Source organism: Bacillales bacterium (assembly GCA_035700025.1).
Taxonomy (GTDB): Bacteria; Bacillota; Bacilli; order Bacillales; family DASSOY01; genus DASSOY01.
On record DASSOY010000028.1, the window covers coordinates 41,548 to 55,900 of the forward strand.

Genomic DNA, 14,353 nt, shown 5'->3' on the forward strand with positions numbered 1-14,353 from the left:
TACACAAATTCACAGCGCCTACTATTACTACGAATTTTTTATAAAATAATAAATAACAGGAGGCTCACTATGGAAAAGGTCGTTCAATCCGGACAAAACATTGTGATGAAATTAACCATTCGCCGCGAACCGCTGTTGAAGAGCATCAATCACGTCATGAAAGCCGTATCGTCAAAAACGACAATCCCGATTTTGACAGGCATGAAAATAACCGCATCCAAACAAGCGGTTGTTTTAACGGGAAGTGATTCCAATGTATCGATTGAGAGCACGATTCCGTTGACGGACAATGAAGAAGAAGTGGCTGAGGTCTCCCATCCAGGCAGCATTGTTTTGCCAGGGAACTTCTTTGCTGAATTAATCAAAAAATTACCGGAAGACACGGTAGATATGACCGTTGATGAACGACTGACAACGACGATTCGTTCTGGTTCTTCTGAGTTCAACTTAAACGGTCTCGATCCCGAAGAATATCCGCGGTTGCCGAAAATTGACGAAGAAAACACGTTTCGCATTAAAACCGATTTATTAAAAGACGTGATTCGTCAAACGGTCTTTGCTGTGTCCACCTCAGAAGCACAACCCGTATTGACAGGTGTAAACTGGGAGATTTCTGACGGCACCCTTTCCTGTGTTGCAACAGACGGACATCGTCTCGCTTCAAGAACAGTTGCTGTTGAAGAAAATGCAGGACAAGTTTCAAACATTGTTATTCCCGGACAAAGCTTGAATGAACTTGGCAAAATTCTTGATGACGGATCAGAATGGGTCGATTTCGTCGTCACGGAAAGCCAAACGTTGTTCAAAACGAATCATTTGTTATTTTTCACGCGGCTGCTTGACGACAATTACCCGGATACAAAACGATTAATTCCGCAAGAATCGAAGACGGACGTGATCGTTGATACGAAAGCATTCCTCCAAGCCCTTGACCGCACATGGCTGCTTGCGCGGGAAGACCGGAGCCATAATGTTGTGAAATTGTCGACATTGAATGACAGCGAGATGGAAATCTCCTCGAATTCTCCGGAGCTTGGAAAAGTGTTTGAGAAGGTGACTGCTCGTTCGATCGAAGGCGACGAAGTCAAAATTTCCTTTAGTGCGAAATACGTCATGGCTGCGCTTCGTGTCATTGACGCACCAGAAGTACGCATTCGTTTTACAGGAGCCATGCGTCCGTTCTTGATCCAGCCGACCGAAGATGATTCAGTGTTGCAGCTTGTTTTGCCGGTTCGAAGCTATTAGGCCTTGACACTCGGCTCGCTTTGAAACCATTTGCTGATTGACCGTCTCACTAAACGACGAATGCCCCGTGAACGGAAGGCAGACGAGATGAAAAAGTTTGGAGGCCTTGGATGTCGCAACAAATCACACTGTCGGGAGAGTACATCACACTCGGGCAATTTTTAAAACATGCGGGAATCATCGATTCTGGAGGCGCAGCCAAACCGTTTCTTGCTGAAAATGACGTGTACATTAACGGTGAACTTGATACACGCAGAGGTAAGAAATTATATGCAGGCGATACGGTTGAAATTCCCGGAATCGGAACCTTTGAGATTTCACGCTGACGAAAAGGGTGTGCCGTTTGAAACTGGAAACGTTGAAACTTGTCCATTATCGAAATTATGAAAAAGCCGAACTTCGTTTCGACGGCGAGATCAATTTATTTATCGGAGAAAATGCACAAGGGAAAACAAACTTGCTTGAAGCGATTTACGTACTGGCGATGGCAAGCTCCCATCGCACGCCTCACCATAAAGAGTTAATCCATTGGAACGAAGAATATGCTAGAATAGAGGGGAAGGTTATAAACGCGAGAGGCGGCCTTCCTCTTGATGTTGTGATCTCAAATAAAGGCAAGAAGGTGAAAGTCAATCATATCGAACAGCGGAAATTGAGTGAATACGTAGGGTCGCTCAATGTTGTCATGTTCGCTCCCGAAGACTTGAATCTCGTTAAGGGGAGTCCACAAGTGCGGCGGCGGTTTTTGAACATGGAGATGGGGCAAGTCTATCCGGTTTATCTTCATGAATTGAGCCGTTACCATAACATTTTGCAGCAACGGAACGCGCTTCTGAAGTCGATCAAACAGCCGAACGAAATGTTGGACGTATTAACGGAACAGCTGGCGGCATCAGCCGTAAAGATCATGACCCGAAGACGGGCGTTCGTTGAATTGCTTCAGGAAAGGGCGGAACCGATTCACCGCGAAATCAGCCGGGGCGCGGAACAGTTGCAAATCACCTACAAGTCAAGCGTTGACGTATCAGAACGAGCAGATTTGTCGAACATGATAGATACATTATGTCAAAAATTTTCCGACATCCGCACGAGAGAAATTGAGCGCGGGGTTACTTTGCTTGGACCGCATCGTGAGGATCTCGGATTGCATATAAACGGCAAGGAAGTGCAGACGTACGGGTCGCAGGGGCAGCAAAGAACCGCGGCTTTATCTTTGAAACTGGCGGAAATCGAGCTGATCGCGGCGGAAGTCGGCGAATATCCGTTATTGTTGCTTGATGATGTCTTAAGCGAGCTTGACGGCTATCGGCAATCTCACTTGTTGCACGCGATTCGAGGAAAGGTCCAGACGTTTGTTACGACTACAAGCGTTGACGGCATTGACCATGATACAATAAAAGAAGCCGCGCATTATGTGGTTGCCAACGGAAAGGTCAATACCGAAAAATGAGGTGAACACGGATTGTTTATCCATTTGGGGAACGATGTGATGGTTCCGGCGGGAGAGATTGTCGCGATATTGGATTATGCGTTGCTCGAAAAGCGGAACTTAGCGTTTTTGGAAAACCACAAGAAAACGTATCTCGTCATCGATATCGGCAAACAGGAGACAAAATCGGCAGTCGTGACGACGGATGAGAACATTTACCTGTCTCCCTTTTCCACGTTAACGTTAAAGAGGCGTCTGAATTCGGAAACGCCCGGATAAAATGGGGCGGCCGTGCCGGACGACGAGCGGAAATCAGGGCAGTGAAGAAAGGTAAAGGTGAGAAATGTGACGATGGAACAACAAGCGAATCAAACGTACGATGAAAGTCAAATTCAAGTGCTCGAGGGGCTTGAGGCGGTTCGCAAACGACCCGGAATGTATATCGGATCGACGGAAACGCGCGGGCTGCACCATCTCGTATGGGAAATTGTGGATAACAGCATTGACGAAGCACTTGCCGATTTTTGCGACGAAATATCGATCACGATCGAACCGGACAATAGCATTACCGTAAGTGATAACGGACGCGGCATACCGGTCGGTATGCACGAGAAGGCTGGACGCCCTGCGCTGGAAGTGATCATGACGGTGCTTCATGCCGGCGGCAAATTCGGCGGCGGCGGATATAAAGTATCCGGCGGCTTGCACGGCGTCGGTGCATCGGTCGTAAACGCGCTGTCAAGTCAGTGCGAAGTATCCGTGCATCGAGACGGTCATGTTTATTATCAAGAATACCATCGCGGTGTGCCGCAAGGTGATTTGCGGATCATCGGGGATACGGATAGAACCGGCACAACGACGCATTTTAAACCGGATCCGGAAATTTTCGCCGAAACCCAAGAATACGATTTCGAAACTTTGGCTAATCGTGCGCGCGAACTGGCTTATTTGAATCGCGGATTAAAAATCACCATCGAAGATAAGCGCGGAGAAGGCAACAAGTATGAATATTATTACGAGGGCGGCATCAAGAGTTACGTCGAGCATTTGAACCGCACAAAAGAGGTGCTGCACGCCGAACCGATCTTTCTCGTCGGTCAAAAAGACGGCATATCCCTTGAAATTGCGATGCAGTACAATGACAGTTTTTCCTGTCAACTGTATTCCTTTGCGAACAATATTCATACGACTGAAGGCGGAACGCATGAAGTCGGCTTCCGAACGGCGTTAACCCGTGTAATCAATGACTATGCACGGAAAAATAAATTGTTCAAAGAAAACGATGCGAATTTAACGGGAGACGATGTCCGGGAAGGCTTGACTGCAATCATTTCGATCAAGCATCCGGATCCACAGTTCGAGGGACAGACGAAGACGAAGCTCGGCAACGGAGAAGTTCGCACGATTACGGATTCGTTGTTTTCCGAGCGGCTTTCGACGTTCTTATTCGAACACCCGGCGGTGGCGAAAAAGATCGTCGAAAAAGGCATCATGGCATCGCGGGCACGGATGGCTGCGAAAAAGGCGCGTGAATTGACGCGCCGGAAAAGTGCGCTTGAAGTATCATCATTGCCCGGGAAATTGGCGGATTGTTCTTCTCGGGACGCTTCAATTTCCGAACTGTACATCGTCGAGGGTGACTCCGCTGGCGGCTCCGCAAAACAAGGGCGCGATCGTCATTTTCAGGCGATTTTACCGTTGCGCGGCAAGATTCTCAACGTCGAGAAAGCCCGGTTGGACAAAATTTTATCCAATAATGAGATCCGTACGATTATCACGGCGCTTGGTACGAGCATCGGCGAAGATTTCGATATTTCGAAAGCCCGATATCATAAAATTATCATCATGACCGACGCCGATGTTGACGGCTCTCACATCCGCACGCTGCTCTTGACGTTTTTTTACCGTTACATGCGGCCGTTGATCGAAAACGGTTACGTGTACATCGCCCAGCCCCCGCTTTACAAAGTCGAGCAAAACAAAAAAGTGTACTATACGTACAGCGATAAGGAATTGCATCGTATGCTCAATGAGTTGCCGGACGCTCCGAAACCGTCGATTCAACGCTACAAAGGTTTGGGGGAAATGAACCCGACTCAGCTGTGGGAAACGACGATGGATCCGGAAAACCGGACGGTTTTGCAAGTGAACTTGCAAGATGCGATCGAGGCGGACAGCATATTCGATATTTTAATGGGCGACCGCGTCGAACCAAGGCGCGAATTCATTCAAGATAACGCGCATTACGTACAGAACTTGGATGTTTAAGGCGATATGGAGGTGTGAACATGTCGGACAATGAACGGTCGAGAATCAAGGAAGTCAATATAAGTCAAGAGATGCGAACATCGTTCATCGATTATGCGATGAGCGTTATTGTCAGCCGAGCGCTGCCTGACGTGCGCGACGGATTGAAGCCGGTGCATCGAAGAATTTTGTATGCCATGAACGATCTCGGCATGACGGCGGACAAAGCTTACAAAAAATCGGCGAGAATCGTCGGTGAAGTGATCGGTAAATATCATCCGCACGGAGACAGTGCGGTTTACGATACAATGGTGCGCATGGCGCAAGATTTCAGTTACCGCTATGAACTAGTTGACGGGCACGGAAACTTCGGTTCCGTGGACGGCGATGCGGCAGCGGCGATGCGTTATACGGAAGCGCGCATGTCGAAGATCTCGATGGAAATGGTTCGCGACATCAAGAAGAATACGATTGATTACGGCGACAACTATGACGGCACCGAGCGGGAACCGCAAGTGCTCCCCGCTCGTTTTCCAAATTTGCTCGTCAACGGGGCATCGGGGATTGCTGTCGGCATGGCGACGAACATTCCGCCGCATCAGCTTGGCGAAGTGATCGACGGCGTGCTTGCAGTGAGCACGAATCCCGACATTACGACGATGGAACTGATGGAATACATTCCGGGACCGGATTTTCCGACAGCGGGAGAAATTCTTGGCCGTTCCGGCATTCGGAAAGCGTATGAAACGGGACGCGGCACGATTACGCTGCGCGCGAAGACGGAAATCGTCGAACAAGCGAACGGAAAGCCGACGATTCTCGTTCACGAGCTTCCGTATCAAGTGAACAAGGCGAAATTGATTGAGAAAATCGCCGATCTCGTGCGCGATAAGAAAATTGACGGCATTACCGACATTCGCGACGAATCCGATCGCAACGGCATGCGCGTGGTGATTGAAGTACGCCGCGATGCAAATGCCAACGTGCTCTTGAACAATTTGTACAAGCATACGGCGATGCAGACGAGTTTCGGAATCAACATGCTTGCGCTCGTCGACGGCAGACCGCAAGTGCTGACGTTGAAGCAATGTCTGCATTACTATCTTGAACATCAAAAAGAAGTCATTCGCCGCCGGACCGAGTTTGAACTCGACAAGGCGGAGAAGCGCGCCCACATTCTCGAAGGGTTACGTATCGCGCTCGATCATATTGACGAAATCATCGCTTTGATTCGCGGCTCGAAAACGACTGACGAGGCCCGTGAAGGATTAATGGGACAGTTCAAGCTGAGCGAAGAGCAGGCGCAGGCGATTCTCGACATGCGTTTGCAGCGGTTAACGGGTCTTGAACGTGACAAAATCGAAAACGAATACCAAGAGTTGCTGAAACAAATCGCTGAATTGAAAGCGATCTTGGCGAGCGAAGAAAAGGTGCTCGAACTGATTCGCGAAGAGCTATTGGAAATTAAAGAACGATTTAACGATGAACGGCGAACGGCGATCAGCATGGATTTGCAAAACATCGAAGACGAGGATTTAATTCCGCAGCAAAACGTGTTGATCACAATCACTCATAACGGATATATTAAGCGGCTTCCCATTGAGACGTACCGCCTGCAAAAGCGCGGCGGCCGCGGCATTCAAGGCATGGGAACGAACGAGGACGATTTTGTTGAGCAACTGCTGACGACGAACACGCATCACACCGTCCTGTTTTTCACGAACAAAGGCAAGGTATACCGATTGAAAGGGTATGAGATTCCTGAGTTCGGCCGGACGGCGAAAGGCATTCCGATCATCAATTTGTTGCAAATCGAACCGGGCGAAAGCGTATCTGCGGTCATTCCGATTGAATCGTTCAACGATGAGCAAGCCTTGTTTTTCACGACAAAAAAAGGCATTTCGAAACGGTCGCTGCTCTCTTCATTCGCCAACATTCGCAAAGGTGGATTGATTGCCTTAAATTTGCGTATCGACGATGAGTTGATCGGCGTTCGTTTGACGGACGGCAACAAAGACATCATCATCGGAACGAGAAACGGCATGGCGATTCGTTTTAAAGAAACCGACGTCCGCCTTATGGGACGTACCGCTACGGGCGTTAAAGGCATCACGCTCGGCGAGGACGACGAAGTCGTCGGTATGGGAATTCTCGAAGGCGGCGAAGATATTTTGATCGTGACCGAAAATGGTTACGGCAAAAGAACGCCGGCAACGGAATATCGCTTGCAAAGCCGCGGCGGCAAGGGGCTCATCACGTGCAACATTACCGAGAAAAACGGTCCGTTGATGGCCTTGAAGCCTGTCACGATAGATGAAGATATTATGATCATTACGGCTGCCGGCGTGATCATTCGCACGGAAGTCGAAGGCATCTCGGTGATGAGCCGAAATACGCAAGGCGTGCGCTTGATTCGTTTGAAAGACGGGGAAAAAGTTTCCACGGTGGCACGGGTGATGAGAGACGAAGACCATGATTCCGAAACCGGTGCCGAAGGTGAGGATGAAGAATGAAGGTGAAGCGTCTCGCGCTCAAGCCCGGAGATGTTCTTGACGAAGACGTGTATGTCGGAACGGCACAGCCGATTATGCGAAGGAAAACGAAATTGAGCGCTGAACATTTGCAAGTGCTCGAAGCGTTCTTTGTTCGCGAAGTTATGATTAATAAACGGCCGGTCGAAGAAGTGGAAAAGCGGAAGAATGCGTCAGAGAAGGTAGAGGACGTTACAACCTATTCTCCGTTCATTGATCAATATTTATCGTCTGTGGCCCAGTACAAACTTTGTTTTCAACGGTGGCAAAGCGGACAAAAAGTGGACATTCAGCGAATCCGGAACGTGCTCATCCCATTGTTGGAAAAAGCAGCGGAAGCCGAACGGGAAGTGTTTCATCTTCACCTGTTCAACAAGCGCGCCGATTACTTGTACCATCACGCGGTTTCGACCGGGGTTTTGGCCGCTTACTTGGCCAAGCGGTTAGGGTATTCGAAAGGGGACCTATTGCAAGTCGGATTGGCTGGGGCGCTTTCGGACTGCGGGATGGCTCGCGTGTCGCTGTCGTTTTTGAAAAACAAAGGCAAACCTTCTCCCGGCGAGAGGGAGCAAATTCGCCAGCACCCGGTGTACAGCTATCATATGATCAAAGCGATTCCGGCGTTGAAAGAAGGCGTCAGCCTCGCTGTTTCTCAACATCACGAAAGAGAGAATGGAAGCGGTTATCCGCTCGGCATCAGCGGCAGGCAAATTCATCCGTTCGGCAAGATCGTCGCCGTCGCCGACAGCTACCACGCCATGACGTGCGAACGGGCTTACCGGGAGAAACGCTCGCCTTTTCAAGTGCTCGAAGTGATGACGAAAGAAGAGTTCGGTCAATATGACTTGCGGGTATTGCAAGAATTATCAAAAGCGCTGTTGACGTATTCCGTCGGAACGAAGGTTCGTCTCACCGACCAGCGCTTCGGTGAGATCGCCTTTATTCCGCCGCGCAACCCGACACGGCCGTTTGTGCGCCTTGAAGACAGCGGCGAACTTTTGTCGCTCGCGGAGCATCCCGACCTTTCCATCGAAACGTTGCTCACATAAGGCTCCGTAAGTACCGTTCCACGAGCAGCGGTATTTTTTTTTCCGTAACGTCAAGAAAAGACGTAATGAACGGCAGTTCTTCGGCAGAAGCGTGATGAAACAACTCATTCCACCATTCTGTTTCGTATCGGCAAATCATGCTTAAGTTATACAAGAGCAAACAATGGACGACCATTTCCGGGAGACCGTCGTAATGCGTTTTTTTTCTTGGCAAGTATTTGCGGTTGGACAGCGATGTCGGACAAGCGATCGATCCTTCGACATGCAAGGCGATCGTTTTTTTCGTTTCGGCGCCGAATGCTGCGGGTCCGAATCGTTTTCGGTTCAAAAACTCGACAAACCGGTGGCCGGTCATGTGAAGATCGTCGAGAATGGCGTTTGACAAAGTCATTCGTTTGCCGTCGTTTTCCTTCGTCAGCAGGTAAAACGGGGCTTCGAAGTCCAAGTCGGTGAACAGATCGTTTAAGTCCGGGATACGTTCCAACAAGTCGCGCATCGAGAATTTGATTCCGTCAAGGTTTTTCCGGCCGAACAATTGCTCGGCGAAATGCGTCACGAGTCCGAACTTTTGAATGCGCACTTCATCGGTGAAGAAACGGTAGTTTTTTTTCTTTTTTTTACGGGTCGAAACCCCATGCGCCAACACTGAGGTAGTCTTCGGATAGTCCGGGTCGACGGTGAGCAAACAAGCTTTGATCAGCTGGGTGAATCCATAAAACAACAATAACGGGCGAAGTTCGACCGGTGCCTTGCCGGCGAGTTCATAATGTTTTTTCCCGTGCTGCAAGTAATACAGAAACGGGTAGCTGTTGCGATAGCTTTGTTTTTCCGGATTTTCCACGTTGCTGTTCGCGTACGCGCGGTGAAGAAAAGGCTTTGTGTACGAAACCGTTTGAAAAGGAGATAGACGGTTCCATCGGTTTTCGGCCATGGAATCCCCTCTTTCTTGACAGTAGTGTGTCCAATTGATAACCTACTAATAATCTTTTCGGCCTCATCCGTATTTCCTATGCGGCCGCAACGAAAGGATCAGGTACCAACGCTTGGCACCAGCCGAGTTTTTTCATACAGACGAGTTGATAAAAGGGAGAGAGCAAAAGTGTGGGAATCCAAATTTGCAAAGGAAGGCTTAACCTTTGACGATGTGTTGCTTATGCCTGCAAGATCATCGATCTTGCCTCGCGACGTTTCCGTGCAGTCGCAGTTGAGCGAACGGTTGAACTTGCAAATTCCGATCATCAGCGCCGGTATGGACACGGTGACAGAGGCGGAAATGGCCGTCGCGATGGCGCGCCAAGGCGGTCTCGGTGTCATTCACAAAAACATGTCTTCCGACAAGCAGGCGGAACACGTGGACCGCGTGAAACGCTCGGAAAGCGGGGTCATCACAAATCCGTTCTATTTGACACCGGAGCATCAAGTGTTTGATGCGGAGCATTTGATGGGCAAATTCCGCATTTCCGGGGTTCCGATCGTTGATGAAAACCAGAAGCTTGTCGGCATCATCACGAACCGCGACATGCGCTTCGTCAACGATTATTCGATTCAAATCAAAGAGGTGATGACGAAGGAAAACCTCGTCACCGCTCCGGTCGGAACGACGTTGAAAGAAGCGGAGCTGCTGTTGCAAAAGCATAAGATCGAAAAGCTTCCGCTCGTCGATGCCGACGGCACATTGAAAGGCTTAATTACGATCAAGGACATCGAGAAAGCGATTGAGTTTCCGAATGCGGCGAAAGACAGCCAAGGCCGTCTTATTGTTGCCGCGGCGGTCGGCGTTACTGCAGATGCGCTGTTGCGCGTGGATAAGCTTGTTGCTGCTGGTGTTGACGCGATTGTCGTCGATACTGCGCACGGCCATTCGGAAGGCGTGTTAAGTAAGGTTCGTGAAGTGCGTGGTGCGTATCCAGACCTTGACATCATAGCCGGAAACGTGGCAACGGCGGAAGGTACGCGCGATTTGATCGAAGCCGGGGCGAACGTCGTGAAGGTTGGCATCGGACCGGGTTCGATTTGTACGACGCGGGTCGTTGCGGGCGTCGGCGTACCTCAGATCACCGCGATTTACGACTGCGCGACGGAAGCACGGAAACACGGCATCCCGATTATCGCCGACGGCGGCATTAAGTATTCCGGCGACATCGTAAAAGCATTGGCGTCCGGCGGGCATGCAGTCATGCTCGGCAGTCTGTTGGCCGGTGTCGAAGAGGCGCCGGGAGAACGGGAAATCTACCAAGGCCGCCAATTTAAAGTATATCGCGGCATGGGTTCGGTCGGTGCCATGGAAAGCGGCTCGAGCGACCGTTACTTCCAGGAAAACCAAAAGAAACTCGTTCCGGAAGGCATCGAAGGCCGGATCCCGTACAAAGGGCCGCTCGAAGACACGATTTACCAGCTGGTTGGAGGCATTCGCGCCGGCATGGGTTATTGTGGAACGCCAACGATCGAGGATTTGCGGGAAAAGGCGCAATTTACGCGAATCACCGGTGCTGGATTGCGCGAAAGCCATCCGCATGACGTCAGCATTACGAAAGAGGCGCCGAATTACTCGGTTTAATGCAAAAGGGAAGTCGAAAGGCTCCGTTTGTGAACAAACGGGCAAAGTTTCCACACATTTTTTCATCGGACAGGGGTTCTCCTCTGTCTCTTTTTTATGATAAAATAGCGGTTGTGTGAGAGGTACTGGAGGTGTGGGAAAGTTGAAAAGCCTAATTCCAAGAGGGCTGGTTATGACACTCGCCATAATGGTGGCGGGAGCTGTCATGTCAAACGTTACGACTACAAAGGTTGAGGCAGCAGAGCCTCCGATTGACGTGAAAGCGCCGTCGGCGATTCTTGTCGACGCTGACACGGGGAGAATTTTGTACGAAAAAAACGCGGACGTGAAGCGGTCTCCGGCAAGCATGACGAAAATGATGGCTGAATATTTGATTCTCGAAGCTATCAAGAAAGGCACAATCTCGTGGGATACGCCCGTCCGGATTAACGATTATATTTATAAATTGTCGCAAAACCGGAATCTTTCCGGCGTCCCGCTTCGGAAAGATGTAACGTATACGGTTCAGGAATTGTATAAAGCAATGGCCATCTATTCGGCGAATTCGGCGACGATTGCGATTGGCCGAAAAATTTACGGCAGCGAGAAGAAATTCGTCGAAGCGATGAACGAGAAGGCCGAGGAACTCGGGCTGAAAGACACGAAATTCGTCAACAGCACGGGGCTGAACAACAGCGATCTCATGGGACATGAGCCGTTCGGCGGCCCGAATGACGAGAACGTGATGAGCGCACACGACGCGGCTTTGCTGGCCTATCGGCTCGTCAAAGATCATCCGAACGTTCTCAAATATACGAGCATTCCGAAAGCGAAGTTCACGAAAGGCGTGGAATCGCCGATCAATATGCCGAACTGGAATTTCATGCTTCCCGGTCTCGTGTTTGAATACGAAGGCGTTCTCGGGTTGAAGACCGGACATACGGACAAAGCGGGCTATTGTTTCACATCGTATGCCGAACGCGGCGATGTTCACTTGATTTCAGTCGTGATGAAAACTGATTCGCTGAAACAGCGATTTGCGCAGACGAGAGTGTTGCTTGATTACGGATTCAATAACTTTCATAAAGTGACGTTGTTGAACAAAGGCTATCAACCGAAAGGCAAGAAACAACTTCCGGTCGTTAAAGGAAAAGAAGATCAAGTCGGGATCGAAGCAAAACAGTCGATTCAACTGTTGATTCGCAGCGGCACGAAGAATCAATACAAACCGAAAGTGACCTTTGACGAGTCATTGTTCACGAAAGACGGCGCGCTCACGGCTCCCGTGAAAAAGGGGCAGCAAGTCGGTACCGTAACAATTGAAAATACAAAGACGGATACGTACGGATACTTAACGAAACAACAGGCAGCGCAAGCGGCAAGCGCGATTGTGACGACGGGGCAAGTCGAAAAAGCGAGTTGGTTCAGTCTCATGTTCCGCTCGATCGGACACGGCCTTTCTCATTTCTTTTCCGGGATCGGTGACATGATCAAAGGCTGGTTTTAATCGCAGCTTTGTGCTTCAAACGGCTTAAATTGTCTTTTTCGGAAGGGCACAGTACAATGGAAATAAGGTTTTCTCTAGTCTTCGGCTTGGGCGATGGACGAGGTGTGCGGCTTCCCTCGTCTTCGTTTGCCGGAGATTCGTTATAAGGGCTCTTCATCGAATGAGGGAGTCGGACTTTTATAAATGCGGAGGGAAACAGAATGGCACAAACAGGTACGGATCGGGTAAAAAGAGGGATGGCTGAAATGCAAAAAGGCGGCGTCATCATGGACGTTGTGAATGCCGAACAGGCAAAAATCGCTGAAGAAGCCGGAGCGGTAGCGGTTATGGCTTTGGAACGGGTCCCGGCGGACATTCGCGCGGCCGGCGGTGTGGCGCGTATGGCGGATCCAACGATCGTGGAAGAAGTGATGAACGCCGTTTCGATTCCGGTGATGGCGAAAGCGAGAATCGGACATATCGTAGAGGCGCGTGTGTTGGAAGCGCTCGGAGCTGATTACATTGATGAAAGTGAAGTGCTGACGCCGGCGGACGAAGAGTTTCACATCAACAAACGGGAATTTACGGTGCCGTTTGTATGCGGATGCCGTGATTTGGGTGAAGCTGCGCGCCGCATCGGCGAAGGGGCTTCGATGCTTCGGACGAAAGGCGAGCCGGGTACGGGCAACATCGTGGAGGCCGTTAGGCATATGCGTGTCGTGCAGTCGCAAGTGAGGAAAGTCGTCGCCATGTCGGAAGACGAACTCATGACGGAAGCGAAAAACTTGGGCGCTCCCTATGACGTGCTTTTGCAAATTCGCGAAAAAGGCCGTTTGCCGGTCGTAAACTTTGCCGCGGGCGGAATCGCGACCCCTTCGGATGCGGCTTTGATGATGCAGCTCGGTGCCGACGGCGTGTTCGTCGGATCCGGTATTTTCAAATCGAAGAATCCGGAGAAATTCGCGCGTGCCATCGTTGAAGCGACGACGCATTATGAAGATTACAAATTGATCGGCGAATTGTCGAAGGATCTCGGCGAAGCGATGAAAGGCATCGAAATGTCGACGCTTGAACCGGGACAACGCATGCAAGACCGTAGTTTTTAAAGTTTCGGACGAAGAAGGGAAATGCAAATGGTCAAAATTGGAGTACTTGGCCTTCAAGGGGCGGTTCCAGAACATGTGAAGGCTCTTGAAGCGTGCGGCGCGGAAACGATCGTCGTCAAGCGCGTGGAACAGCTTGAGGAAATTGACGGCCTTGTCATGCCCGGCGGCGAGAGCACGACGATGCGCCGTTTAATGGATAAATACGGATTTATCGAGCCTTTGAAGGGCTTTTCGGAAGAAGGCAAGCCGATCTTCGGTACTTGTGCGGGGCTCATTTTGCTGGCGAAAGAAATCGAAGGGCATTCCGGCGTTCATCTTGGCTTGATGGACATGAAAGTGAAGCGCAACGCCTTCGGCCGCCAGCGCGAGAGTTTCGAAGCGGAGCTGCTCGTCAAAGGACTGGAAGGTTCTTTTACCGGTGTGTTCATTCGGGCGCCTTACATTCTCGAAGTCGGGGAATCCGTCGAGGTGCTTTCGAAACATGAGGATAAAATTGTCGCTGCACGCCAAGAGAGGTTGTTGACGTGTGCTTTTCATCCGGAGCTGGCGGAAGATTCCCGTTTTCACGGACTTTTTGTCGAAATGGTCGAGAAGGCGAAAACGCAGCTTGCATAACGGGTGAAAATGGTGTAGATTAATTTATTAATGAGAACAGGCTTTGACATCCGATGAAGAGAATCAGTAGCGAAACGGCTTCAGTCCAGAGAGTCGGTGGTTAGGTGTA

The 14,353-nt window shown here is 50.1% G+C and carries 12 protein-coding genes and 1 other annotated feature (1 of these 13 cut by a window edge); of the genes, 11 read left to right on the forward strand and 1 reads right to left on the reverse strand.

Annotated elements, in window-relative coordinates:
• Positions 1-105 precede the first annotated feature (105 nt).
• The 7 genes from dnaN to VFK44_04975 all read left to right on the forward strand — a co-directional run bounded on the left by dnaN (position 106) and on the right by VFK44_04975 (position 8,501).
• Positions 106-1,245 (forward strand): DNA polymerase III subunit beta, encoded by a 1,140-nt coding sequence (gene dnaN, locus VFK44_04945; GenBank protein HET7627720.1) that lies wholly within the window; start codon positions 106-108, stop codon positions 1,243-1,245.
• A gap of 110 nt (positions 1,246-1,355) precedes the next feature.
• Positions 1,356-1,571, forward strand: a complete 216-nt coding sequence (yaaA, locus tag VFK44_04950; GenBank protein HET7627721.1) for a S4 domain-containing protein YaaA — start codon at positions 1,356-1,358, stop codon at positions 1,569-1,571.
• A gap of 17 nt (positions 1,572-1,588) precedes the next feature.
• Positions 1,589-2,695 carry a DNA replication/repair protein RecF gene (gene recF / locus VFK44_04955; protein HET7627722.1) on the forward strand — a complete coding sequence of 369 codons (1,107 nt, stop codon included), beginning with the start codon at positions 1,589-1,591 and terminating at the stop codon, positions 2,693-2,695.
• A gap of 12 nt (positions 2,696-2,707) precedes the next feature.
• The gene (locus VFK44_04960) at positions 2,708-2,953 is read left to right on the forward strand and encodes a DUF370 domain-containing protein (protein HET7627723.1); all 246 of its coding nucleotides are present in this window, start codon (positions 2,708-2,710) and stop codon (positions 2,951-2,953) included.
• Between the two features lie 72 nt (positions 2,954-3,025).
• A complete protein-coding gene (gyrB, locus tag VFK44_04965; protein HET7627724.1) occupies positions 3,026-4,942 on the forward strand; it encodes a DNA topoisomerase (ATP-hydrolyzing) subunit B in 1,917 nt (638 codons plus the stop codon).
• Positions 4,943-4,962: 20 nt separating this feature from the next.
• A complete protein-coding gene (gyrA, locus tag VFK44_04970; GenBank protein ID HET7627725.1) occupies positions 4,963-7,434 on the forward strand; it encodes a DNA gyrase subunit A in 2,472 nt (823 codons plus the stop codon).
• On the forward strand, positions 7,431-8,501 hold the full coding sequence (locus tag VFK44_04975) for an HD-GYP domain-containing protein (GenBank protein HET7627726.1): 1,071 nt from the start codon (positions 7,431-7,433) through the stop codon (positions 8,499-8,501). The genes gyrA and VFK44_04975 overlap by 4 nt, the downstream gene beginning before the upstream one ends.
• On the opposite strand, the gene VFK44_04980 is transcribed toward VFK44_04975, so the two are convergent.
• Entirely contained in the window at positions 8,494-9,432 is a 939-nt protein-coding gene (locus VFK44_04980) for a YaaC family protein (GenBank protein HET7627727.1), read from the reverse strand. The two genes, VFK44_04975 and VFK44_04980, sit on opposite strands and share 8 nt — an antisense overlap.
• A 168-nt stretch (positions 9,433-9,600) precedes the next feature.
• Between VFK44_04980 and guaB the strand changes: the two genes are divergently transcribed.
• The 4 genes from guaB to pdxT all read left to right on the forward strand — a co-directional run bounded on the left by guaB (position 9,601) and on the right by pdxT (position 14,244).
• Positions 9,601-11,058 (forward strand): IMP dehydrogenase, encoded by a 1,458-nt coding sequence (gene guaB / locus VFK44_04985; GenBank protein HET7627728.1) that lies wholly within the window; start codon positions 9,601-9,603, stop codon positions 11,056-11,058.
• 172 nt (positions 11,059-11,230) lie between these two features.
• Positions 11,231-12,544 (forward strand): serine hydrolase, encoded by a 1,314-nt coding sequence (locus VFK44_04990; GenBank protein HET7627729.1) that lies wholly within the window; start codon positions 11,231-11,233, stop codon positions 12,542-12,544.
• A 200-nt stretch (positions 12,545-12,744) separates the two neighbouring features.
• Positions 12,745-13,629 (forward strand): pyridoxal 5'-phosphate synthase lyase subunit PdxS, encoded by an 885-nt coding sequence (gene pdxS, locus VFK44_04995; protein HET7627730.1) that lies wholly within the window; start codon positions 12,745-12,747, stop codon positions 13,627-13,629.
• Between the two features lie 27 nt (positions 13,630-13,656).
• Positions 13,657-14,244, forward strand: coding sequence for a pyridoxal 5'-phosphate synthase glutaminase subunit PdxT (gene pdxT / locus VFK44_05000; protein HET7627731.1), 588 nt, complete (start codon positions 13,657-13,659; stop codon positions 14,242-14,244).
• 44 nt (positions 14,245-14,288) lie between these two features.
• Positions 14,289-14,353: a binding site (T-box leader), on the forward strand; it runs 169 nt beyond the window's last position.

Coding starts and splice junctions, on each gene's coding strand:
- dnaN (HET7627720.1), top strand. CDS start 106: ATGAAATTAACCATTCGCCGCGAACCGCTGTTGAAGAGCATCAATCAC.
- yaaA (HET7627721.1), top strand. CDS start 1,356: ATGTCGCAACAAATCACACTGTCGGGAGAGTACATCACACTCGGGCAA.
- gyrB (HET7627724.1), top strand. CDS start 3,026: ATGGAACAACAAGCGAATCAAACGTACGATGAAAGTCAAATTCAAGTG.
- gyrA (HET7627725.1), top strand. CDS start 4,963: ATGTCGGACAATGAACGGTCGAGAATCAAGGAAGTCAATATAAGTCAA.
- VFK44_04975 (HET7627726.1), top strand. CDS start 7,431: ATGAAGGTGAAGCGTCTCGCGCTCAAGCCCGGAGATGTTCTTGACGAA.
- VFK44_04980 (HET7627727.1), bottom strand. CDS start 9,432: ATGGCCGAAAACCGATGGAACCGTCTATCTCCTTTTCAAACGGTTTCG.
- VFK44_04990 (HET7627729.1), top strand. CDS start 11,231: ATGACACTCGCCATAATGGTGGCGGGAGCTGTCATGTCAAACGTTACG.
- pdxS (HET7627730.1), top strand. CDS start 12,745: ATGGCACAAACAGGTACGGATCGGGTAAAAAGAGGGATGGCTGAAATG.
- pdxT (HET7627731.1), top strand. CDS start 13,657: ATGGTCAAAATTGGAGTACTTGGCCTTCAAGGGGCGGTTCCAGAACAT.